Below are 22,062 nucleotides of genomic sequence, written 5' to 3' on the forward strand. Positions count from 1 at the left end.
AGGCAAGAGGAGGCGCACCGTGGAGCTCATCCAGACCGTCGAGCAGTGGGCGTGGATCGGCTGGCTCGTCTTGATCCTCGTCTTCCTCGTCATCGAGATGCTCACGCTCGATTTCACCTTCCTGATGCTCGGCATCGGCGGCCTGGCAGGGCTGGTGGCCGACATCCTCGGAGCACCGATCTGGCTCCAGGTCATCATCGCCGCCGGCGTCGCCGCCGTCCTCGTGCTGCTCCTGCGGCCTCCGCTGCTGCGGCGCCTGCGACGCGGCGAGGACCCCACGCCGTCCAACGTCGACGCCCTCATCGGCATCGGCGGCACCGTCGTCTCGTCGGTCGGCGCCCACGGCGGCCAGGTGAAGCTCGCGAACGGCGACGTCTGGACCGCGCGCACCGAGGCGGGCGATCTCGACCCGGGCACGCGGGTCCGCGTCAGCCGCATCGACGGCGCCACCGCGGTCGTCCGCTCCGACTCCCCCGAACCTCTCGCCCCCGCTCAGGAAGACCCCTACGCATGAACGACTTCGCCGCGGCCGTCCCCGCCGCGATCGGCTGGCTCCTCGCGATCGCGGTCTTCATCTTCGTGCTGGTCGTGATCGTCCGGTCGATCCGGATCATCCCGCAGGCCAACGCCGGGATCGTCGAGCGCCTGGGCCGGTACCACAAGACCCTCATGCCCGGCCTGAACCTCCTGGTGCCGTTCATCGACCGGCTGCGTCCGCTCATCGACATGCGCGAGCAGGTCGTGTCGTTCCCGCCGCAGCCCGTGATCACCGAGGACAACCTGGTGGTGTCCATCGACACCGTGGTCTACTTCCAGGTCACCGACGCCCGCGCCGCGACGTACGAGATCGCGAACTATCTCGGCGCCGTCGAGCAGCTGACGACGACCACCCTGCGCAACGTCGTCGGCGGGCTCAACCTCGAAGAAGCGCTCACCAGCCGCGACAACATCAACGGACAGCTGCGCGTGGTGCTCGACGAGGCGACCGGCAAGTGGGGCATCCGCGTCTCCCGTGTCGAGCTGAAGGCCATCGACCCGCCGCACTCGATCCAGGACTCGATGGAGAAGCAGATGCGCGCCGAGCGGGAGCGCCGCGCGACGATCCTCACCGCCGAGGGCTCGAAGCAGTCCCAGATCCTCGAGGCCGAGGGCCGCCGGCAGGCCGAGATCCTCAAGGCCGAGGGCGACAAGCAGGCGGCGGTCCTGCGCGCGCAGGGCGAGGCCGAGGCGATCCAGACGGTCTTCGACGCCATCCATTCCGGCAACCCCGACGACAAGCTGCTGGCCTACCAGTACCTGCAGACGCTGCCGAAGATCGCCGACAGCGCCTCGAGCAAGCTGTGGATCATCCCGAGCGAGTTCACCGATGCCCTCAAGGGGCTGAGCGGCTCCTTCGCCGGTGCGGTGACGGATGCCTCGGCCCGCGGCCGTGCGCAGTCCTCGGGTCCCGCCCCCGGCGGCCACACCACGCCGGGCGCCCCTCCGGCTCCGTGACCCACCCGTGGTTCCAGGGCGTCGCCCGACCCCGGGTGCTCGCCCACCGCGGACTGGTGACGCCGTCCGATGCCCGCGACGGCATCGTCGAGAACTCGTTCGCCGCCGTCGCCCACGCCCACTCCGCCGGGATCCGGTACGTCGAATCGGACTGCCATCGCACCGCCGACGGTGTCGTCGTGCTGTTCCACGACGACGACCTGTCGCGCGTGACCGGCGATCCGCGGAAGATCGCCGACGTCACGGTTCACGAGCTGGAGCAGCTCATGACCGGGCGCGGCGGCCTCGTCACGCTCGCACAGGCGCTCGACGCCTTCCCCACCCTCCGGTTCAACCTCGACGTGAAGGCGGCGGATGCCGCGGCCGACGTCGGCGCGACGGTGGCGGCGCATGGCGGGCGGGTGCTCGTGACGAGCTTCTCGGATCAGCGCCGGACCGCGGCGCTGGAGGCCGCGGCGACCGCGAGACGCGGCATCCGTCCTGCCACCTCCGCCGGCAGGAGCACGATCGCGAAAGTGCTCGCGGCCGCCTCGGCCCGCTCGGATCGCCTGCTGGCCAGGGCCCTCGCCGGCGTCGACGCACTGCAGGTGCCCGAGCGGCAGGGACGCCTGCGCGTCGTCACGCCGCGCCTGATCGCCGCCGCCCACCGGCACGGGGTCGAAGTGCACGTGTGGACGGTGAACGACCCTGAGGAGATGCGCCGGCTGGTCGCGATGGGCGTCGACGGCATCGTCACCGACCGCGCCGACGTCGCGCTCGAGGTTCTCGGATAGCACGCCCCGACGAAGGCAGGCAGACGCCCCTGTGCATCCACTGTGAAAGGTCGATGAACAGCCCCCCTTCGGATGATCCGCACAGGTCGTTTCGTTATACCTGTACAGCGACGAGAGGACCACACAATGGCAGACCGCAGTCTGCGCGGCATCCGACTCGGCGCCCAGAGCCTACAGAGCGAAGAGGGCGTCGTGTTCCATGAGCGCGCACAGCACATCTACACCTGCACCGCCTGCGGGCGTGACACCACCCTGACCTTCGCGGCCGACGCCGAGGTCCCCCCGGCCTGGGAGTGCCGCACGTGCGGCGCCGAGGCTCTCCTCCGCGTCGGAGAGGGCACCGCGACCGTCGACCACTCGGGCGACAAGACGCCGCGGAGCCACTGGGACATGCTGCTGGAGCGTCGCACCATCCCGGAGCTCGAAGAGCTCCTCGAGGAGCGCCTCGCCTACCTCCGCGCCCGCCGCGGCGGAGACCAGGCGAACTCCGACAAGCTCAGCGCCTGACGCACGTCCGCGCGACGCCGGCCCTACGGGGCCGGCGTTTTCGCGTTCCGGCGCCGACGCGCGACGACTCCGATGCCCGCCAGCAGCGCCACGCTGCCCCATGACAGCAGCGCGTTCACCCAGCCGCCCGCGATCACCGCCGGCGTCAGGCCGGTGCGCAGCGGGACGTCGGTGAGCATGTGGCCGGGCTCGTCTGCGGGCAGACCCTCGATCGTCGACCCGTCCGGCGCGATCACCTGGCTGGTTCCGACGGTCGAGAGGTTCACCACGGAGCGGCCGGTCTCGATCGCGCGCAGCCGCGCGACCGCCAGCTGCTGCAGGTTCTCGTCGGTCCCCCGGAAGTCGGCGTTGTTCGTCTGGAAGAGGTACACGCGCGCCCCTTCGCGCGCACCCTCCCACACCAGCGCGTCGTAGATGACGTCGAAGCAGATCGCGAGCCCCGCCAGGGTCCCGTCGATGTCGAACACCGGCGGAGTCGTGCCGGGGGTGTAGTCCCGGCCGATCATGCCGATGAGGTCGGGAGCGATCGCCGCGTAGAACGCCCGATCCGGCACGTACTCGCCGAACGGGACCGGGTTGCGCTTGTCGTATGTCTGCTCGATGCCGTCCCGCCACAGGAATGACATGTTGAAGTACTCGTCGCCCCGCTGATCGATCCGGTTCGCGACGAGCGGCGCCCCGACCTCGCGGACGACGCGGTCCAACGCCGCCGCCGCGGCCGGTGAGCCGTCCGGGTCGACGTCCACACTGCCCTCGGGCCACAGCACGACATCGACGTCCTCGGCGCCGAAGAGCGGGAGGGTGGCCTCGTACTGCGACTCGAGCACATCCCCGGCCTGCCGGTCGTCGAAGTACCCCGCCGGCCCGTTGCCCTGCACGCCGGCGACGCGGAGGGAGCCGGCGGGCGTCGTCGCCCACGCCGGCACCAGCAGGAGCGCCGTCGCGACGACGGCGAGGACGGCGACGGGGAGGAGACCGCGAACGCCGTTTCCGCGATCGCGGCGCGGGGCGCGCACCAGTTCGATGCCGACCGCGACCAGTCCCACCACGATGAAGGTCACGCCCGCGGTGCCGATCCACGAGACCAGCTCTGCGAAGGGGCCGCTCACCTGGGACGTCCCCACGCGACCCCACGGGAAGCCGCCGTACGGGAACCCGCCGTTGACGGCCTCGCGCGCCGTCCACAGGCCCGCCACGAGCGCCGATGTGAGCATCACGCGCCCCCTCCGGGACGTCGCACGCGGCACCCACCGGTACGCCAGCGCGATGAGCGCGGCACCCCCGGCGACGAAGGCGGCCTCGAGCACCGAGAGCGCGATCCACGGCAGGGGTCCCACCCACTCGGCGGTGAAGTCCACGTTCAGCAGGTAGAACGCGAGCCCGAACGCCATCCCGACGACGAGCGCACTGCCGACCCGCCTGCCGATGAGGCTGACCAGCGCCAGCGCGACCGCGGCGAAGGCCATGGGCCACCACCCGACGGACGGGAACGACACGTCCAGCAGCACGCCGCCGAGCACCGAGGCCGGGATCGCGGCCCACAGCGGCAGCAACGGGCGTGTCGCGGGGGCAGGTGGCACGCCATCAGCCTAAGCGAGCGCGCGGACGCCACAGGCGCGGCATCCGTCATCCCCGACGTCAGACGCCGGAGTACGCGACGATGCCGCGGCGCACCGCATCCAGCGCCTTGCGGGCGGTGCCCGCGACGGGCTGATCGGCCACGAGGGACAGCTGGTCGAGAAGGTCGATCGTCTGCTTCGCCCACCGCACGAAGTCGCCGGCGGCCATGTCCGCCTCGAGCAGCACCCGATCCAGCATCCCGCCGCGCGCCCACGTGTGCATGGCCTGCGCGAGGCCGGCCGAGATCGGCTCCGTGCCCGGCAGCCGGTTCTCCTGCTCGAGATCGTCGAGCTCTTGCCACAGCGTCAGCGTCGCCTCGAATGCCGGGCGGAAGGCGCCCCGGGGAAGCCCGCGCTCGCCCGGCCCGGCATCGTCGCGCCGTGGCTCGTACACCAGCGAGCAGGCGAGCGCGGCGAGCGAGGGGGCATCCAGGTCCTTCCAGATGTCGCGCCGCAGCGACTCCGCCACGAGGAGGTCCCGCTCGCCGTAGATGCGCCGCATCGTCCGCCCCGACGGGGTCAGCGTCGTACGGCCGTCCTCGTCCAGCGAGACGTACTCCAGGGCGGCCAGGACGTCCACGACGCGGTCGAAGATGCGCGCGACCGTGCCGGTGCGGGTATCGATCTGGCGGCGCAGCTTGTCGATCTGGCGCTTGAGCTTCCAGTACCGCTCCGCCCAGCGCGCGTGATGCTCGCGGTCGGGGCACTGATGGCACGGATGCCGCTGCATACGCCTGCGCAGGCTCGCGATCTGCCGCTGCCGCTCGTCGCGGGTTCGCCGCGAGGCGCCGGCGTCCTTGCGGTTGATCTTCTCCAAGTCGCTGAGCTCGCGGCGGATGCCGGAGTACTCGGCGAAGTCCCCCCGGTCGCACGTCATGGCGCTGCGGTAGCCGGCGAGAGATTCCTCCTGCTCGCGCACCTCGCGTGCGATGCCCACCACGGCGCGATCGGCCTGGAACTGCGCGAACGACGACTCGAGGATCTCGCGCGCCCTGGCGCGCCCGAACTGGTCGATGAGGTTGACGGCCATGTTGTACGTCGGCCGGAAGCTGGAGTTGAGCGGGTAGGTGCGCCGAGAGGCGAGGGCCGCGACCGCCTGGGGATCGAGGCCCTCCGTCCACTGGATGACGGCATGGCCCTCGACGTCGATGCCGCGGCGGCCGGCGCGGCCGGTGAGCTGCGTGTACTCCCCCGACGTGATGGCCACGCGCGCCTCGCCGTTGAACTTCTCGAGCTTCTCGAGCACCACGGTCCGTGCGGGCATGTTGATGCCGAGGGCGAGCGTCTCGGTCGCGAACACGGCCTTCACCAGCTTGCGCTGGAAGAGCTCCTCGACCACTTCCTTGAACGCGGGCAACAGGCCCGCATGATGGGCGGCGACCCCGCGTTCGAGGTTGTCGCGCCACTCCCAGTAGCCCAGGACGGCCAGGTCCTCCTCGAGGAGCGTGCGCGTGCGCTCCTCGACGACCGCGCGGATCTCGCGCCGCTCCTCCTGGGATGTCAGCCGAAGCCCCGAACGACGCACCTGCTGGACGGCGCCGTCGCACCCTGCACGGCTGAAGATGAAGAAGATCGCCGGCAGCAGGTTGGAGCGCGAGAGCAGCTCGACGACCTCGGGCCGGTCGAGCCGCTCGATGCGCTGCACGTTGGCCGACCGCACCGGCCGTCTGCCGCCCCGCTGGGGACGACGGCGGGATGCCTCGTAGCCGGCGTGGCGGGCACTGCTCGACGCCTGTGCGCGACGGTTGTTCTCGTAGTTCGAGCCCTTGAAGGACCGGATGCGCATGAGCTCCTGGTTCACCTGCGCCGTCGCGATGCCGGCACGGTCGTCGAACAGCGGCAGCAGGTCACCGCGCACCAGGACGTGCTGCTCCAGCGGCACCGGGCGGGTCTCGGAGACGATCACCTCGGTGTCGCCGCGGACCGTGTCGAGCCAGTCGCCGAACTCCTCGGCGTTGGACACGGTCGCCGACAGCGACACGAGCCGGACGCTGGGCGCGAGGTGGATGATGACCTCCTCCCACACCGCGCCGCGGAACCGGTCGGCGAGGTAGTGCACTTCGTCCATGACGACGTAACGCAGGCCGCGGAGGGCGGGTGAGTCGGCGTACAGCATGTTGCGCAGCACCTCGGTGGTCATGACGACCACCCGTGCGTTGCCGTTGATGTTCGTGTCGCCGGTGAGCAGGCCCACCTCGTCCGGACCGTAGACGTCCTGCAGCTCGCGGAACTTCTGGTTCGACAGCGCCTTCATCGGCGTGGTGTAGAAGGCCTTGTCCCCGGGCTCGCGCATCGCCAGGTGCACGGCGAACTCGCCGACGATCGTCTTGCCCGCTCCGGTGGGCGCCGCGACGAGGACGCTGCGGCCGTCCTCGAGGGCGCGGCATCCCTCGAGCTGGAACGGATCCAGGGTGAAGCGCTGTGCCGCGGCGAAGGCAGCCGTGAGGGGATGTGACCGGTCGAGCTGGGCGGACTCGCGTGCTCTCGCGTACCGCTCGGCGGGGCCCGGATCGGTCACGGAGTCGGCTCCGGCGGGAGCAGGGCGGCGTTGCGCTTGGCCTTGCGCCTGTCGAACAGCATCGACAGGCCGGCGGCCGCGAAGAACAGCACGACCAGGATGCCGGCCAGCATCAGCATGCTCACCACGTCGGCGGCCGGCGTGGCCAGCGCCGCGAAGGCGGTGGCGATGAGGACGGCGACGCGCCATCCCTTCACGATCGCCCGGCCGGACATGATCCCCGCCATGTTGAGGGCGACGAGGAAGACGGGCAGCACGAACGAGACGCCGATGACGATCATCAGCTTGAACACGAAGTCGTAGTACTCCGCGGCGGCGTAGAAGTTCACGGCGCCCTCGGGCGTGAAGCTCCACATGAGCTCGATGACGTGCGGCACGATGAGCAGGCCCACCCAGCAGCCGATGAAGAACAGCGGCACGGCCGCGGCGACGAAGCCGATCGTGTACTTGATCTCTTTGCGGGTGAGACCCGGCATGATGAACGCCCAGATCTGCCACAGCCAGATCGGCGCAGACAGGAAGAGCCCGATCGTGAACGCGATCCGCATCCGCAGGTCGAAGGACGACGTGACGGTGCCGAAGTTCAGAGCCGAGAAGTCGTCGCCGCGTCTCTCGGAGATGATGCGGATCGGCTCGGTGATCCAGTGGATGATCGGGTCGGTGATGATGAACGCCACGACCATGCCGACGAGCAGGCCGATGGCCGCGAAGACGAGGCGCCGGCGCAGCTCCAGCAGGTGCTGGCCGAGCGACATCCTCTTGTCGCGCTTCGGCAGCTCCGGGCCGTCGATCGGCGCGGAGCCGGTTGCGGCCACCATCCGCTACGGCTTTTTGTCGGGCGCGCTGTCGGTGGCGGGAGTGGCGGGGGTCGTGGCATCCGCGACCGTGGAGTCCGCGACGGTCGACGTCGTCGACGCGTCGGCGGTCTTGTCCTCTTCCTTCATGGCCTTCATCTCGCCCTTGAACACGCGGGCGGACTGCCCCATGCTCTTGGCGAGCGCCGGCAGCTTCGCCGCGCCGAACAGCAGCAGGATGACGACGAGCAGGATCAGCAGGTGCCAGCCGTTCAGATTGCCCAACATGAGTTGCTCCGTCGTTCGCGTCAGCGGGGATCGGCCTAAGTCTAGTATGCCGGGGCGGGAGGATGCGGCCGATCAGCGATACTGCGCGAGACCGGCCTCCGCCCACTCGGCTACCGCCCGGCGCGCTCCGGCGGGCTCCAGAACCTCCACGAGCCCGCCGCGCCGCGCCGCGAGCCTGCGCAGGCTCAGCTCGTCGGCGACGCGCATGGTCGCGATCGTCATGCCGTCCCTCGTCTCCACCGTCGCCCGATCGAGGTAGTCGCCCAGGAGCGGTGCGACGCCGTCGGCGAAGCGGACGCGGGCGACCACGTCGCCGGCATCCGTGTCGAACCAGTCGGGGGCCTGGTCGCCCGCGTGCGTGCTGGCGATGTCCGTCAGCTCGAGATCGCTCACCCGATCCAGGTGGAAGGTGCGCATCGCCTCCCGCAGGTGGCACCAGCCCTGCAGGTACCACTGTCCGCTCGCGATGTGGACCTTCACCGGATCCACCGTGCGCGTGGTGGGCGCGGCATCCGGCGCCTTGTAGGTGAACGAGACGGCCACCCCGCGGCGCAGCGCATCGGCGACGAGGTCGCGCGCCGTGTCGACGGGCTCGGGGGCGAGGATGACCTCGGCGGGTGTCCCCGACGCGCCGCGGGCGAGCTTGGCGAGCAGGCCCGCGTAGAGCTCGGTGTCGCCGATACCCGGAATCGAGCGCGCGAGCTGGAGGCCGGCCAGCAGCGCCGCCGCCTCGCGTGCGGTGAGCTTGGGCGCCCGCTCGAGTCCGACGGAGTTCGTGATGACGATGAGGTCCCGCTCGTCGAGAAGATCCCAGTCGATGTCGAACAGGTCGTTGGCCATCTGCCAGTAGCCCCGATCGCCGGGGAGACCGATGACGGTGAGCTTCTCGACCATCGAGCGCATCTGCTCGGGCGAGACGTCGAACTCGTCCGCCGCTTCGGCGAGCGAGACCTCGCCCTTGCCCATGAGGTAGGGCACGAGCTGGAGCATGAGGGCCGCGCGGTCCGTCGCGACGAGGGGCCGACGGGCGGTCATGAGGCGCCTCCGTGCAGGTCGCGGGTGGCCGCAAGGCGGTCGATCACCCGGTCGCGCAGGTCGGCGGGCTCCACCACCCGCACTTCCGGGCCGTAGGAGGCCAGTTCGTCGGCGAAGATGTGCACGTCCACGTACGGCACGCGGATGCCCTGCTCCGCAGGCCGTGCGCGGCGCGCGAGGCGGAGGGCCGCCTCGGTGCCGGGGTTCACCTCCAGCAGGGCGGAGCTGCGGGCGGCGACCTCCTCGAGCCCGGCCAGCGCCCGCTCCCCCGCGCCCTCGCGCAGCGCGGGATCGAACGGGACGCGGGTGACCGAGACAGGCCCCACGATGCGGGAGAGGAGGAAGGTGCGGTCGGCGCTGACGTCGAGGTCGATGCCGAACACGTGCCATCGCCCCTCGTACTCGACGAGCGCCAGGGGCTGCACGCGGCGCATACGCGGCGCGCCCTCGCCCGGCTTCAGGTACGGGAAGCCGACCACGCGGCTCTGCTCGATCGCCTGCTGCAACGGGAGGAACGCCGGGTCGTGCATGCTGAGCCGCGGCGAGAAGCCGATGATGGGCTCGTCGACGAGGTCGCCGAGCGCGCGGATCTTGCGCAGGCCGCTGCGGGCGTCGTCCGATATCGAGCTCTCGCTCCACACGCCGCCGGCGAGCGTCAGCAGCGCCAGCTCCGCGGGTGTGAACTCGATGTCCTCGGGCAGCTCGTACTCCGCCGTCGGCACACGGTACCGCGCCTCGCGCAGGTCGTCCGGGTCGGCCCAGTCCCCGATCGTCTCGATCGGAACCCCGAGGCCGCGCAACGACTCCTTGTCGCGCTCGAACATCTTCTCGAGCGCGTCCTTCGACGCCCCCGCCTCGCTCTGCTCGCGGTAGCCGGCGACCGAGCTGAGGATGGTGTCCTTGGTCAGCCCCTGATCGGTCGCGATGAGGGCCACCACGAGGTTGACCAGGCGCTCCTCGGGCGGGATCTTGGCGGCGACGGCAGGCACCCGCCCATCTTAGAGCCGGCCGCGCCGCCGCAGCCGATCCTCGATCACTCCGGGGCCGGCGCGTCCACGCCGAGGATGTCGATGACGAAGACGAGGGTCGATCCGCCGGGGATCGCCCCCTGGCCCTCGTCGCCGTAGCCCTGCTCCGGCGGGATGACGACCATGACTTGGGAGCCGACGGTCTGCCCCTCGAGCGCCTGGGCGAACCCGGGCACGACGGCGTCGAGCGTGAGCGACGCGGCCTCGGAGTCCCACGTGGTGTCGAACGGCTCGTCCTCGCCCCAGACCACGCCGGTGTAGTGCACGCGCACGGGCTGTTCGCCGGTGACCTCCTCGCCGGAGCCCTTCTTCAGGGTCTGGACGACGACGTCCGCGGGAGGGGCGCCCTCGGGGATGATGAGGCCCGGACGGCCGTCGGGCGCACGGACGACGCTGGGAAGCCCGAAGCCGCTGTTGAACTGGTTCTGCCCGTTCGCGGCGGCGAGGTAGACCTTGCGCACGTCGACGACGGTGACGATGCTGTCGCCCTCCTCCAGCTCGAAGCTGCTCGCGACGCCGTCGCCGAGGTCGTCCGGCGACATCGCGATGGCGATGCGGGACCCCTCGGTGGCGCAGTCGAGCGCCTCCTGGAAGCCCGGGAAGGTGGTCGCCCACTGCGCCGGCGACGACACCCGCGAGAGGTCGCCGTCGTAGGCGGTCGAGACGATCGGCTGGCCGGTCGCGCCGTTGACGACCGCGACGTCGACGACCATCAGCTGGTTGTCCGTCGTGATCGCGGTGCCCTCGCCGGTGACGACGTCCTCGAAGGCGAGCTGCTGCACACTCAGCGGCGTGTAGACCTCCACGTCAGGCTCGTCCGCGACGTCGCCGGTGACCGTGATGAGCTCCATCACGTCGGGGTCGGACACCGCCGGCCGTGAGCAGTCGGAGGCGCCGGGCAGCAGTGAGCAGCCGGCGAGGCCGAGCGTCGTCAGACCGAGGACGGCGAGGGCAGCGGGGATCTTGCGCACCGGAACAGTTTAGATGCGTGCGGGGCGGATGCCGTGCACGAGGGTCAGGGGGCGTCCGGCTCGCTCGCGCGTGCCGCGGCCTGCCGCGCGCCCTCGGCCGCCCGCTCCGCCTCCCGCACGCGCTTGCGCAGGTTCTTGTCGGTGATCTGGCGGTCTCCGACGGCACCGGGGGTCCACAGCTCCACGTCCTCGTCGCCGTAGCTGGTCTTCGACGCGCGGCGCTTCACCTCGGGCGGGATCGCCCCCGGCGCGAGTCGCCGCGCCCACACCAGGAAGCCGGTGTGCGCGACCATCCGGTGATCCGGCCGCACGGCGAGCCCCTCCACGTGCCAGCCGCGGACCATGGTCTCGTTCGCGTCCGGCTCGGTGAACAGGCCGGTCACGCGGATGTACTCCGCGACGCGGCTGAGCTGCGTCGCGGTGGCCACGTAGCAGACCACGACGCCGCCGGGGGTGAGCGCGTCGGCGACGGCGTCGATGCAGTCCCAGGGCGCGAGCATGTCCAGGACGACGCGATCGACGGATGCCGGTGCCACGGCCTCCCCCAGCTGCTCGGCGAGGTCCCCCACGACCACGTCCCAGTTCTCGGGCACGGCGCCGATGAAGGTCTCGACGTTCGCACGGGCGACGGCAGCGAAGTCGTCGCGGCGCTCGAACGACACCAGACGGCCCTCGGCGCCGATGGCCCGCAGGAGCCACAGCGACAGCGCGCCCGATCCGACTCCCGCCTCCACGACGGTCGCCCCCGGGAAGATGTCGGCCTCGGCGAGGATCTGCGCGGCGTCCTTCGGATAGACGATCGCGGCGCCCCGTGGCATCGACATGACGAAGTCCCGCAGCAGCGGGCGCAGCGCGAGGTACTCGTGCCCGCCGCTGTTGGCGACGACCGAGCCATCGGGCTGACCGACCAGGTCGGCGTGGCGGAGCACGCCGTGGTGGGTGTGCAGCTCGCCCCCCTCCCGCAGGGTGATCGTGTGCAGACGGCCCTTCGGCCCGGTGAGCTGAACGCGATCGCCGAGCCGGAACGGCCCGCTCGGTCGCTCGATCGCCCCGGTCATCGCGCGACCTCCTCGGCGTGGTGGACCGCGCCGGCGGCGATCCGCGCGCGATGGGCGGCGTGGAACGCCGCGACGTCGTCGGCCGTCCGGCCGTCCAGGGAGTCCCACAGCGCGTGGGCGCCCGCCCCGGTGAGCGACACCATCAGCGGAACGCCGATGACGGATGCCCCGGACGCGACCGCGGATCGCAGTCCGTTGGGCGAGTCCTCGATGGCCACGGTCTCTTCGGGCGCGACCCCGAGCGCCTCGCACGCCTGCAGGTACGGGTCGGGGAAGGGCTTGGGGCGGGTGGCGTCGTCGCCGGCGATGACGACGTCGAAGGCCTCGAAGTCGATCAGGTCGACCACCGTCTCGGCCATGCGCCGCATCGACATCGTCACCAGGGCCGTCTTGATGCCCGCCGCCCGCAGGCCCGCGAGGAGCTCGCGCGCACCGGGGCGGAACGGCACACCGGTCCGGGACAGGCTGCTCATGACCTCCGTGGTGAGGTGGTCGACGATGGCGTCGGTGCTCATCCGCACGCCGGTCTCCTGCAGGATCCGGGCCGAGTCCTCGAGCCCGAGCCCGACGAGGCCGAGCGCCTGCTCATGCGACCACGAGCCTCCGAAGCTCTCGACCAGCGGCGTCTCGGCTGCCATCCAATAGGGCTCGGTGTCGACGAGTGTTCCGTCCATGTCCCACAGGACGGCGGCGAGTCGGGGCTGGTTCACCGTCCAATCCTACCGACGGGCCTCGGGCCCCCCGCTGGGAGGGGGCCTATCCTGGAAGGAGCTCGCACCGCCGGATGCGGGCGGAGGAGGTTTCGTGGACGGACTGGGTCGCCGGGTTCTCGTCGCCGCGTTCGACGGGTGGAACGACGCGGGCGAAGCCGCGTCGTCCGCGCTCACGCAGCTGCGCGAGGGCGGCTCGTACGAGACCGTGTTCTCCGTCGATCCCGAGCTGTACTTCGACTACCAGTACACCCGGCCCCATATCTCCGCCGACGGCGACGGCGGCCGGTCGCTGCGCTGGCCCGAGGCGACGCTGCTCCGCCCGGCCCACGCGACGCGCGGCACGCAGCTGTGGCTGCTGACCGGCGTGGAGCCGGCGCGCGCCTGGCAGGCGTTCTCGTCGGAGTTTATCGACGTCGCCCTCCGCGAGGACATCACCGGGTTCGTGTCCATCGGCTCGATGATGTCGGACGTCCCGCACACGCGCCCCATCTCGGTCTTCGCCGGCAGCGAGAACGAGGCGCTCCGCGGCGCGCTGAGCCTCGAGCGCTCCACCTACGAGGGCCCGGTCGGCATCCTCAGCGTGCTGGGCGATGCCGCCGAGCGCGCCGGGATCCCGTCGGCGAGCCTGTGGGCGAGCGTCCCCCACTACGTCGCCGGCCACACGCCGTCGCCCAAGGCCACGCTGGCCCTGCTCGACCGCCTCGAGGACCTCACCGGCGCGTCGGTGTCGCGCGGCGAGCTCGCCACCGAGGCGGCCGCATGGGAGGCCTCGATCGACGCGGCCGCGGCCGACGACGAGGAGATGACGGAGTACATCCGCCAGCTCGAGCGCACCCGCGACACATGGGACTCCCCCGAGGCCTCCGGAGACGCGATCGCGCAGGAGTTCGAGCGCTACCTGCGCCGCACGGACGGCAAGCCGGGCGACGGGCCGAACAAGCCCGGCCGCGACGATCCGCGCCGCTGAGCGGCATCCGTCTGCCGATGCTGCGGCGCGTGCGCCGCTACGGCTGGATGACGCCCATGCTCAGGAGCACGAGCAGGAGCGATCCGAGCGCGACGCGGTAGACCACGAACGGCAGGAAGCTGTGCTTGGAGATCCAGCTCATGAAGAACGCGATAACTCCGAGCGCGACGATGAACGCGACGCCCGTCGCGACCGCGGTCTCGCCGAGCGTGAACACGCCCGGCTCGCCGAGGTTCTTGAACAGCTGGAAGAACCCGCTGCCGAAGACCGCCGGGATCGCCAGCAGGAACGCGTAGCGGGCCGCCGCGGCGCGCTCGTACCCCATGAAGAGGCCGGCGGTGATCGTCCCGCCTGACCGCGACACGCCCGGGATGAGCGCGAGCGACTGCGCGAAGCCGTAGATGACGCCGTGTCCGACCGTCATGTCCTGGAGCTTGCGCTTCTTCGCGCCGACATGGTCGGCGATGCCGAGCAGCACGCCGAAGAAGATGAGCATGCCGGCGGTGATCCACAGCGACCGCAGCACCGTCTCGATCTGGTCCTGGAAGAGCAGTCCGAGCACGACGATCGGGATCGAGCCGATGATGATGAGCCAGCCGAGCCGCGCGTCGGGGTCGTTGCGCGGAACGCGTCCGCCGAGCGACCGGAACCACTGCCCGATGATGCGCACGATGTCGCGCCAGAAGAACACGACGACCGCCGTCTCCGTGCCGATCTGGGTGATGGCGGTGAATGCGGCCCCCGGATCCTGCGCGGAGGGCAGGAACTCCCCGAGGATCCGCAGATGCGCGCTCGAGGAGATCGGCAGGAACTCGGTCAATCCCTGGACGAAGCCGAGGATGATCGCTTCGAGAAGCATGGGCGCCTTTCAGCCGTGCAGGGCGGATGCCGCCGGTCGCGGCATCCGCTCGGGTCTCAGTAGGTGCGGAGCAGGTCGGTGAGCACGGCCTGGCCGAACACGAGCGCGTCGATCGGCACGCGCTCGTCGACGCCGTGGAACATGCCCGTGAAGTCGAGGTCCGCCGGCAGCCGCAGCGGCGCGAAGCCGTAGCCGGCGATGCCGAGGGCCGCCAGCGCCTTGTTGTCGGTGCCGCCGCCCATCAGGTACGGCACGACAGGCGCCCCCGGGTCGTGACGGCCGAGGGCCGCCACCATCGCATCGACGAGGTCGCCGGAGAACGGCACCTCGAGGCCGATGTCCTGATGCACGACCTCGACCGCGACGTCGTCGCCGACGATCCGGCGGATGTCGGCGAGAGCGGCGTCCTCGGTGCCGGGGAGCACCCGCACGTCCACGAGCGCCTCGGCGCGATCGGGGATCACATTGTGCTTGTACCCGGCGACCAGGCCGGTCGGATTCGTCGTCGTGCGGAGCGTCGAGCGGAGGAATCCGGATGCTGCGCCCGTCGCGGCGGCGACCGCGTCGGGGTCGCCGGCGGAGCGTCCCATGATCTCGGCGAGCCGGTCGGTCATCTCGCGCGTAGTGTCGGTGAGGGTCACCGGCCACGCGGTGCGTCCCAGCGCCGCGACGGCCTCGGCCAGGCGCGTGACGGCGTTGTCGGCGTGCACGCTCGATCCGTGCGCCGCGCGGCCGCGGGCGACGAGGCGGATCCACACCAGCGCCTTCTCCCCCACCTGGAGGAGGTAGGCGTGCCGGTCGCCGACCGGGATCGAGTACCCGCCGACCTCGCTGATCGCCTCCGTCGCGCCGGCGAACCACTCCGGATGGTCCTGCACCACCAGCGCCGAGCCTTCGATGCCGCCGTTCTCCTCGTCGGCGAAGAACGCCAGCACCAGGTCGCGCTCGGGCTGCTCCCCCGTGCGGAGGAGCTCGGCGACGGACGTGAGGATCATGGCGTCCATGTCCTTCATGTCTACGGCGCCGCGGCCCCACAGCAGCCCGTCCTTGACGACGCCCTCGAACGGGTCGACGCTCCAGTCCTCCGCGATCGCGGGGACGACGTCGAGGTGACCGTGCAGCACGAGCGCCGGCTTGTCGCGGTCGCGTCCGGGAACCCGCGCCATCACGTTGGTGCGCCGCGGGACGGGCTCGTAGTACTCCGCCTGCAGGCCCAGGCCCTCGAGGTACGCGCCGACGTACTCCGCCGCCTCCCGTTCGCCCGCCGCCCGGCCCCCGCCGTGATTGGTGGTGTCGAAGCGGATGAGGTCTCGCGCCACGGCGGCGACTTCGGGGAGTCCGAGATCGGGTGAGGGCATGCGCTCCAACCTACCTGTCACTCGTTTCCCCTCCGTTTCCAAGCCCGCCGCCGGACCCCTCGTCCGCGATCGCGGACGAGCCGGCGAGGCGCCTGCCGGCGCACGAAAGAAGGCCCCCTTCCGGGGGCCTTCTTCACTGTGCGCGAGGGGGGACTTGAACCCCCACGCCCTATACGGGCACTAGCACCTCAAGCTAGCGCGTCTACCTATTCCGCCACCCGCGCAGGTGGTTTCCGGTTTCGCAACCGAGGAATGACATTACCACGTCACCGACCGTTCAACGAATCGCCGAGAGCTGCCGGGCGCGTCATCCGAGCGACACTCCGAACAGCAGTCCAAGGAGGTAGGTGATGCCGGCGGCGCCGAATCCGATGGCGAGCTGGCGCAGTGCGCGGCGCAGCGGCGGGGCCCCCGACAGGAGCCCGACCGCGGCCCCCGTCGACATCAGCGCGATGCCGACGAGCACCAGTGCGACGACGATCGCCGGGGTGCCCGTGAGCCCGAGGATCCACGGCAGCACCGGGATGATCGCCCCCGACGCGAAGAACAGGAAGCTCGACAGCGCGGCCCCCCACGCGGTGCCCACCACTTCGCCGTCGTCGGCGAGGGCGATGGGGCCGGTCTCGGCCCTCCCCTGCCCGAGGGCGCGAGCCGCCTCGACGGCGCGGCGGGCACGTGCGGACGCCTCGGCCTCCGGCATCCCGCGCGTGCGGTACACCAGCGCGAGCTCGTTGGCGTCGATGTCCAGGTGAGGGATGGCACCGTCGGCGTAGTCGCTGGGCTCGGTGGCGGCGAGCAGCTCCCGCTGGGAGCGCACCGAGACGAACTCCCCGGCCCCCATCGACAGCGCTCCGGCGAGGAGGCCGGCGATTCCGCTGAACAGCACGAACTGTCCCGCGACGCCCGTCGCGCCGATGCCCATCACGAGTGCCAGGTTGGACACCAGGCCGTCGTTCGCACCGAAGACGGCCGCGCGGAACGTGCCCGACAGGCGCCGGCGGCCGCGTGCCGCGAGACCGCGGACGACCTCGTGGTGCACCTTCTCGTCGGCGGCCATCCGCGACGTCGCGAACGGCTCGTCGTCGTACGGCGATCGCGCCTCGGCGCTCTGCGCGAGCGCGAGGACGAAGATCGATCCGAAACTGCGGGCCATCCACCCCAGCAGGCGGGTGCGGACGTCCGGCTGCGGCAGCCGTTGGGGCTCGGCGCCCAGCAGCTCCAGCCAGTGCGCCTCGTGCCTGCCCTCGGCCTCGGCGAGCGCGAGGAGGATCTCTCGCTCCTCGCCGCTGCGCCGCCCGGCGAGCTCGCGGTACACGCGCGCCTCGGCGCGCTCGTTGACGAGGTACCGCGCCCAGCGGCGTCGATCGCGGTCGGTCGGTGCGGCGGGCGCGCTCACTCGTGCCTCCAGTCGGCGGTTCGGGACTCGTCAACGGTAGCCAGCGGTCCGGCCGCGAACCGGCGGAAACCGAGGATTGCCAGCATTTCGGGGATCCGAACGGCATGGGCCTTCAGCGGCCGGCGCCGCCTCCTCTCCGCGCAGCGCGTGACGTGCGCGTGGCGCGCAGCGTCTGACGTGCGGGTGGGCGGGCGCGTCAGGAGTGGACGCGCTTGCGGAGCACGTCGATGCGCGCCTGCAGCTGCGCCACCGTCGCGTGCGAGACCGCCGGTCCGCCGCAGATGCGCCGCAGCTCGGCGTGCACGAGCCCGTGGGCCTCGCCGGACTGCCGGGCGTAGAGGCCGACGAGGCTGTTGAGCAGCTGCCGCTGCTCCTTGAGCGTGCGGTGCAGCGCCTGCGGGAGCGCGGGCTCCTCGTCGGCGGTCTCCGAGCCGGGTTCGGCCCGGGCGGCGCGGGCCTCGCGGGCGGCGCGGTGGCGGGACTGCCGCGAGACACGGGACATCAGCACCTCGTGCACCTGGTCGGGCTCCAGAAGACCGGGGATGCCGAGGAACTCCTCCTCCTCGGGGGTGCCCGGAACGGCGAGCTGGCCGAACTCCTTGCCGTCGAACAGCACGCGGTCGAAGTGCGCGAGCGAGCCGAGCGCCTGATACGCGAACTCCTCGGTGAGCGCGTCGGACGCCTTGTCCTCGCGCTCCGCCGCGTCCATGAGGTCTTCTTCGGCGTTCCACTCGTCGTCGCCGTCGGAGTCGCGGTCGAGCGCGTGGTCGCGCTGTCGCTCCATCTCGCCCGCGAGGGCCAGCAGCTGCGGCACGTTGGGCAGGAACACGCTCGCCGTCTCGCCGCGGCGGCGCGCGCGCACGAAGCGTCCGATCGCCTGGGCGAAGAACAGCGGTGTGGAGGCGCTGGTGGCGTACACGCCGACGGCCAGGCGCGGCACGTCGACGCCCTCCGACACCATGCGCACCGCCACCATCCAGCGGCTGGTGCTCTGGGAGAACGCCTCGATGCGGCCCGACGCCTCCGCCTCGTCCGACAGGACCACCGTCGGCGGCTCGCCGGTCAGCTGGTGCAGGATCGCGGCGTAGGCGCGCGCGGCCGTCTGGTCGGTCGCGATGACCAGTCCGCCGGCGTCGGGCACGTGCTCGCGCACCTCGGTGAGCCTGCGGTCGGCCGAGCGCAGGACCGCGGGGATCCAGTCGCCCTCCGGGTCCAGCGCCGTGCGCCACGCCTGCGCGGTGATGTCCTTGGTGTTGTCCTGGCCGAGATGCGCCTCCATCTCGTCGCCGGTCTTCGTGCGCCACCGCATGTGCCCGGCGTAGACCATGAACATCACGGGGCGGACGACCCCGTCCTCGAGCGCGCGGCCATAGCCGTACGCGTAGTCGGTCCGCGAGACACGGATGCCCTTGGCGTCGGGGTGGTACTCCACGAACGGGATGGGCGCGGTGTCGCTGCGGAACGGCGTGCCCGACAGCAGCAGGCGTCGCGTGGCGCGGCCGTACGCCTCGCGCAGGGCGTCGCCCCAGCTCAGCGCGTCGCCGCCGTGATGCACCTCGTCGAGGATCACGAGCGTCTGCGCGTCCATCGTGAGCCGCTGATGGACGGATGCCTTCACCGCGACCTGCGCGTAGGTCACGGCGACGCCGTGGTACTGGCGGGCCGGAGCCACGTGGCGGTTGCTGAACGCCGGGTCGAGCCGGATGCCCACGCGGGCCGCGGCATCCGCCCACTGCGTCTTCAGGTGCTCGGTCGGCGCGACGACGACGACGCGGTTCACGATGCGCCGGCGCAGCAGCTCGCTGGCAAGGCGGAGGGCGAACGTCGTCTTGCCGGCGCCGGGGGTCGCCGCGGCGAGGAAATCGCGCGGTCCGCCCCCGGGGCCGTCGGGGCCGTCCAGCCCGAAGTACAGGTCGAGGGCCTCGGCCTGCCACGCGCGCAGCCGCTGGGCCGTTCCCCATGGCGCGCGCTGCGGATAGGTCGGCGACAGGTGCTCGGCGGCGAAGCTGCCGATGTGCGGCTCGCCGTCGCGCGCGGGGCGCGGGTCGTGGTGCGGTTCGGTGAGTTCGGGCGGCGATTCGATCGTCGTTTCGTCCGTCACCGAATGCACCTCCCCCGTAGACAACGAGTCACCACGATAGACGACCGGGCCGACATCGTGGGTGCCACCTCACCGGATCCGAGGCATCCGTCCGCGTCCGCGGTGCGCGGTAGCCTGTGTGTCGGTCACGAGCCGAGGAACGGAACAGGGATGTCCACGACAGAAGACCCCCGCACTCCCCACGTCGCGAACGCCGGGCCCCACCCCTGGCGTCGCTATGTCGCGATCGGGGACTCGTTCACCGAGGGCGTGGGCGACCCGGAGCCGACCGCGCCCAACGGGTTCCGCGGGTGGGCCGACCGCGTCGCCGAGGTGCTGTCCGAGCAGGTGGAGGACTTCGCGTACGCGAACCTCGCGATCCGCGGGCGCCTCATCGGCCAGATCGTCGCGGAGCAGGTGGAGCCGGCGATCGCGCTGAAGCCCGACCTCGTGACGTTCTCGGCCGGCGGCAACGACGTCATCCGGCCGAACGGCGATCCCGATGCGATCGCGCAGCTCTTCGAGGACGCCGTCGTGCGCCTCTCACGCGACGGCGCGACGGTGGTCGTGTTCACGGGCATCGACACCGCCTTCACGCCTGTGTTCCGCGGCATCCGCGGGAAGGTCGCCATCTACAACGAGAACATCCGCGCGATCGCCGACAGGTACGACTGCGTCGTCGCCGATCAGTGGGCGCTGAAGGAGGTGCAGGACATGCGCTTCTTCGACGATGACCGCCTGCACTACAACGCGCTGGGGCATCACGAGGTCGCCCGCATGGTGCTGCGCGCCCTCGCCGTGCCGAACGACCTCCAGCCGATGCAGCCCGACCCCCTGCCCGTGCGCACGTGGCGCGAGGCCCGCGCGGTCGACTTCGTGTGGGCGCGGGAGTACCTCGTGCCGTGGGTGCTCCGGCGGGTCCGCCACCAGTCCTCGGGCGACACCGTCACGGCCAAGCGCCCTGACCCGCTGCCGATGATCGCGTCGGCGCCCCCGGGCGAGACGTCGGCGCTGCCGGCGCTGAGTCCGGATGCCGCCGCCGCGCGCGAAGAGGAGGCCTGACGTGGCGACGCACCTCATCACCGGCGCGGGATCGGGAATCGGGGCCGCCCTGGCCGAGCGGCTCGCCGAGCGGGGCGACGAGCTCTGGCTGCTCGCACGCGACGCGGGCCGGGCCGCGCAGCTGCGTGAGCGCTTCCCCGGGGCGCGGACGCTGGTCGGCGACCTCGCCGATCCGGGGCGCCTGTCGTGGGCCTTCAGCCACCAGAGCGTGCCGGCACGTCTGGACTCGCTGCTGCACGTCGCGGGCGTCGTCGAGCTCGGCGCGGTGGCCGACACCCCGGTGACGACCTGGCAGCACCAGCTCAACGTGAACGCCGTCGCGCCGGCCGAGCTGACGCGCCTCCTGCTTCCGGGTCTGCGCATCGCGCGGGGGCACGTGGTCTTCGTCAACTCCGGCGCCGGACTGCGGGTGAGCCCCGAGTGGGGCTCGTACGCGGCGAGCAAGTTCGCGGTCCGCGCGGTCGCCGACGCCCTTCGCGAGGAGGAGCGCGCCCACGGCCTGCGGGTCACGACGGTGTATCCCGGACGGACGGCGACGCCCATGCAGGAGAAGGTGCATCAGCAGGAGGGCGCCGACTACGACGCGACGAAGTGGATCGACCCCGCCTCGGTCGCGACGACGATCCTGGCGGCGCTCGACCTGCCGCGCGACGCCGACCTCACCGAGCTCACCGTCCGCCCCGGCGGCTGAGCCCGGTCTGCCGCGCGGGTGCTCCGGTCAGGGCCGGCGCAGCTCCCATAGCGCCACCGCGCTGGCCGCCGCGACGTTGAGCGAGTCCACGCCGCCGGCCATGGGGATGGTCACCACCGTGTCGGCGGCCTGCAGCGCGGCGCGCGACAGGCCGTCGCCCTCGGCGCCCAGCATCAGCGCCACCCGCTCGGGGCGCCGTGCGCTGTAGGCGTCCAGCGGCACCGCGTCGTCGGCCAGCGCGAGCGCGGCCAGCTCGAAGCCGACGTCGTGCAGCGCGGCGCGCGCCTCGCTCCACTCGGGTAGCCGCGTCCAGGGGACCTGGAACACCGTGCCCATGCTCACCCGGACGCTCCGCCGGTAGAGCGGATCAGCGCAGCGCGGGCTGATCAGCACGGCGTCGGCTCCGAGTCCCGCGGCCGCCCGGAAGATCGCGCCCACGTTGGTGTGATCGACGATGTCCTCCAGCACGACGATCAGACGCGCCCCCGAGATCACGTCGGCGACCGGCGGCAGCGCGGGTCGATGCATCGACGCGAGCACCCCGCGGTGCACGGCATACCCGGTCAGCGACTGCGCGACCTCCGCGGTGACGACGTGGATCGGCACATCGGCGTCGCCCACCAGGGCCTCGGCGTCGGACAACCACTTGTCCTGCACGAGCACGGAGCGCGGCCGGTGTCCGGCCGCGAGCGCGCGCGAGATCACCTTGGCCGACTCGGCGATGTACAGACCGCCCTCGGGCTCGATGACGCGGCGCAGCGCGACGTCCGTGAGGTCGCGGTAGTCGGCGAGCCGCTCGTCGGCGGCGTCGGAGATCCAGGTCGCACCCATCGCGTCTCATCGTCGCACGG

Annotated in this window: 21 protein-coding genes and 1 tRNA gene; 7 read left to right on the forward strand and 15 right to left on the reverse strand. The window is 71.7% G+C overall.

Annotated features, from left to right (window positions below; genetic code table 11):
- Window positions 1-19 precede the first annotated feature (19 nt).
- The 4 genes from ACZBH1_RS16260 (at window position 20) to ACZBH1_RS16275 (ending at window position 2,774) form a co-directional block, all read left to right on the forward strand.
- Complete coding sequence (locus ACZBH1_RS16260) at window positions 20-514, forward strand: NfeD family protein (protein ID WP_378880713.1); 495 nt, start codon at window positions 20-22, stop codon at window positions 512-514.
- Window positions 511-1,494 carry an SPFH domain-containing protein gene (locus ACZBH1_RS16265; RefSeq protein WP_463646938.1) on the forward strand — a complete coding sequence of 328 codons (984 nt, stop codon included), beginning with the start codon at window positions 511-513 and terminating at the stop codon, window positions 1,492-1,494. The genes ACZBH1_RS16260 and ACZBH1_RS16265 overlap by 4 nt, the downstream gene beginning before the upstream one ends.
- Complete coding sequence (locus ACZBH1_RS16270) at window positions 1,491-2,267, forward strand: glycerophosphodiester phosphodiesterase family protein (protein WP_463646939.1); 777 nt, start codon at window positions 1,491-1,493, stop codon at window positions 2,265-2,267. The genes ACZBH1_RS16265 and ACZBH1_RS16270 overlap by 4 nt, the downstream gene beginning before the upstream one ends.
- 126 nt (window positions 2,268-2,393) lie before the next feature.
- Window positions 2,394-2,774 carry an RNA polymerase-binding protein RbpA gene (locus ACZBH1_RS16275; RefSeq protein ID WP_336397922.1) on the forward strand — a complete coding sequence of 127 codons (381 nt, stop codon included), beginning with the start codon at window positions 2,394-2,396 and terminating at the stop codon, window positions 2,772-2,774.
- A gap of 23 nt (window positions 2,775-2,797) precedes the next feature.
- Here ACZBH1_RS16275 and lnt read toward each other — a convergent pair whose 3' ends face one another.
- From lnt to ACZBH1_RS16320, 9 genes are all read right to left on the reverse strand, one after another.
- A complete protein-coding gene (lnt, locus tag ACZBH1_RS16280; RefSeq protein ID WP_452324340.1) occupies window positions 2,798-4,354 on the reverse strand; it encodes an apolipoprotein N-acyltransferase in 1,557 nt (518 codons plus the stop codon).
- Window positions 4,355-4,412: 58 nt separating this feature from the next.
- Window positions 4,413-6,911 (reverse strand): DEAD/DEAH box helicase, encoded by a 2,499-nt coding sequence (locus ACZBH1_RS16285; protein WP_336397920.1) that lies wholly within the window; start codon window positions 6,909-6,911, stop codon window positions 4,413-4,415.
- Window positions 6,908-7,666 (reverse strand): twin-arginine translocase subunit TatC, encoded by a 759-nt coding sequence (tatC, locus tag ACZBH1_RS16290; protein ID WP_336398058.1) that lies wholly within the window; start codon window positions 7,664-7,666, stop codon window positions 6,908-6,910. The genes ACZBH1_RS16285 and tatC overlap by 4 nt, the downstream gene beginning before the upstream one ends.
- Before the next feature lie 66 nt (window positions 7,667-7,732).
- Window positions 7,733-7,993 carry a Sec-independent protein translocase subunit TatA gene (gene tatA, locus ACZBH1_RS16295; RefSeq protein ID WP_336397919.1) on the reverse strand — a complete coding sequence of 87 codons (261 nt, stop codon included), beginning with the start codon at window positions 7,991-7,993 and terminating at the stop codon, window positions 7,733-7,735.
- Window positions 7,994-8,065: 72 nt separating this feature from the next.
- Window positions 8,066-9,028: a helix-turn-helix transcriptional regulator gene (locus tag ACZBH1_RS16300; RefSeq protein WP_452324339.1), complete on the reverse strand. Its 963-nt coding sequence runs from the start codon at window positions 9,026-9,028 to the stop codon at window positions 8,066-8,068.
- Window positions 9,025-10,017 (reverse strand): helix-turn-helix transcriptional regulator, encoded by a 993-nt coding sequence (locus ACZBH1_RS16305; RefSeq protein ID WP_336397917.1) that lies wholly within the window; start codon window positions 10,015-10,017, stop codon window positions 9,025-9,027. Before ACZBH1_RS16305 ends, ACZBH1_RS16300 begins: the two co-directional genes overlap by 4 nt.
- Before the next feature lie 44 nt (window positions 10,018-10,061).
- Complete coding sequence (locus tag ACZBH1_RS16310) at window positions 10,062-11,027, reverse strand: FKBP-type peptidyl-prolyl cis-trans isomerase (RefSeq protein WP_336397916.1); 966 nt, start codon at window positions 11,025-11,027, stop codon at window positions 10,062-10,064.
- A 44-nt stretch (window positions 11,028-11,071) separates the two neighbouring features.
- Window positions 11,072-12,085, reverse strand: coding sequence for a tRNA (adenine-N1)-methyltransferase (locus ACZBH1_RS16315; protein WP_463646940.1), 1,014 nt, complete (start codon window positions 12,083-12,085; stop codon window positions 11,072-11,074).
- Window positions 12,082-12,759, reverse strand: coding sequence for an HAD family hydrolase (locus tag ACZBH1_RS16320; protein WP_463647068.1), 678 nt, complete (start codon window positions 12,757-12,759; stop codon window positions 12,082-12,084). Before ACZBH1_RS16320 ends, ACZBH1_RS16315 begins: the two co-directional genes overlap by 4 nt.
- Window positions 12,760-12,889: 130 nt before the next feature.
- Here ACZBH1_RS16320 and ACZBH1_RS16325 point away from each other — a divergent pair, with 130 nt between their 5' ends.
- Window positions 12,890-13,765, forward strand: coding sequence for a PAC2 family protein (locus ACZBH1_RS16325; RefSeq protein ID WP_336397914.1), 876 nt, complete (start codon window positions 12,890-12,892; stop codon window positions 13,763-13,765).
- A 37-nt stretch (window positions 13,766-13,802) separates the two neighbouring features.
- Here the strand turns inward: ACZBH1_RS16325 and ACZBH1_RS16330 are convergent, their stop codons facing one another.
- From ACZBH1_RS16330 to ACZBH1_RS16350, 5 genes are all read right to left on the reverse strand, one after another.
- Window positions 13,803-14,624: an undecaprenyl-diphosphate phosphatase gene (locus ACZBH1_RS16330; protein ID WP_336397913.1), complete on the reverse strand. Its 822-nt coding sequence runs from the start codon at window positions 14,622-14,624 to the stop codon at window positions 13,803-13,805.
- A 56-nt stretch (window positions 14,625-14,680) separates the two neighbouring features.
- Window positions 14,681-15,982: a M20/M25/M40 family metallo-hydrolase gene (locus ACZBH1_RS16335; RefSeq protein ID WP_336397912.1), complete on the reverse strand. Its 1,302-nt coding sequence runs from the start codon at window positions 15,980-15,982 to the stop codon at window positions 14,681-14,683.
- A 139-nt stretch (window positions 15,983-16,121) separates the two neighbouring features.
- A tRNA-Leu gene (locus tag ACZBH1_RS16340) sits at window positions 16,122-16,206 on the reverse strand.
- An 83-nt stretch (window positions 16,207-16,289) separates the two neighbouring features.
- Window positions 16,290-17,378: a VIT1/CCC1 transporter family protein gene (locus ACZBH1_RS16345; protein WP_336397911.1), complete on the reverse strand. Its 1,089-nt coding sequence runs from the start codon at window positions 17,376-17,378 to the stop codon at window positions 16,290-16,292.
- A gap of 196 nt (window positions 17,379-17,574) precedes the next feature.
- A complete protein-coding gene (locus tag ACZBH1_RS16350) occupies window positions 17,575-19,392 on the reverse strand; it encodes a DEAD/DEAH box helicase (protein ID WP_336398056.1) in 1,818 nt (605 codons plus the stop codon).
- A gap of 237 nt (window positions 19,393-19,629) precedes the next feature.
- Between ACZBH1_RS16350 and ACZBH1_RS16355 the strand changes: the two genes are divergently transcribed.
- Window positions 19,630-20,520 carry an SGNH/GDSL hydrolase family protein gene (locus ACZBH1_RS16355; RefSeq protein ID WP_336397910.1) on the forward strand — a complete coding sequence of 297 codons (891 nt, stop codon included), beginning with the start codon at window positions 19,630-19,632 and terminating at the stop codon, window positions 20,518-20,520.
- A 1-nt stretch (window position 20,521) separates the two neighbouring features.
- Window positions 20,522-21,211, forward strand: a complete 690-nt coding sequence (locus ACZBH1_RS16360) for an SDR family oxidoreductase (RefSeq protein WP_463646941.1) — start codon at window positions 20,522-20,524, stop codon at window positions 21,209-21,211.
- Between the two features lie 27 nt (window positions 21,212-21,238).
- Here ACZBH1_RS16360 and ACZBH1_RS16365 read toward each other — a convergent pair whose 3' ends face one another.
- On the reverse strand, window positions 21,239-22,042 hold the full coding sequence (locus tag ACZBH1_RS16365) for a TrmH family RNA methyltransferase (RefSeq protein WP_452324334.1): 804 nt from the start codon (window positions 22,040-22,042) through the stop codon (window positions 21,239-21,241).
- Between the last annotated feature and the right edge of the window lie 20 nt (window positions 22,043-22,062).

Source organism: Microbacterium sp. ZXT2-5, from assembly GCF_055329545.1.

Coding starts and splice junctions, on each gene's coding strand:
- ACZBH1_RS16275 (WP_336397922.1), top strand. CDS start 2,394: ATGGCAGACCGCAGTCTGCGCGGCATCCGACTCGGCGCCCAGAGCCTA.
- ACZBH1_RS16320 (WP_463647068.1), bottom strand. CDS start 12,759: ATGGACGGAACACTCGTCGACACCGAGCCCTATTGGATGGCAGCCGAG.
- ACZBH1_RS16335 (WP_336397912.1), bottom strand. CDS start 15,982: ATGCCCTCACCCGATCTCGGACTCCCCGAAGTCGCCGCCGTGGCGCGA.
- ACZBH1_RS16330 (WP_336397913.1), bottom strand. CDS start 14,624: ATGCTTCTCGAAGCGATCATCCTCGGCTTCGTCCAGGGATTGACCGAG.
- ACZBH1_RS16355 (WP_336397910.1), top strand. CDS start 19,630: ATGTCCACGACAGAAGACCCCCGCACTCCCCACGTCGCGAACGCCGGG.
- ACZBH1_RS16265 (WP_463646938.1), top strand. CDS start 511: ATGAACGACTTCGCCGCGGCCGTCCCCGCCGCGATCGGCTGGCTCCTC.
- tatA (WP_336397919.1), bottom strand. CDS start 7,993: ATGTTGGGCAATCTGAACGGCTGGCACCTGCTGATCCTGCTCGTCGTC.
- ACZBH1_RS16315 (WP_463646940.1), bottom strand. CDS start 12,085: ATGACCGGGGCGATCGAGCGACCGAGCGGGCCGTTCCGGCTCGGCGAT.
- ACZBH1_RS16365 (WP_452324334.1), bottom strand. CDS start 22,042: ATGGGTGCGACCTGGATCTCCGACGCCGCCGACGAGCGGCTCGCCGAC.
- tatC (WP_336398058.1), bottom strand. CDS start 7,666: ATGTCGCTCGGCCAGCACCTGCTGGAGCTGCGCCGGCGCCTCGTCTTC.
- ACZBH1_RS16300 (WP_452324339.1), bottom strand. CDS start 9,028: ATGACCGCCCGTCGGCCCCTCGTCGCGACGGACCGCGCGGCCCTCATG.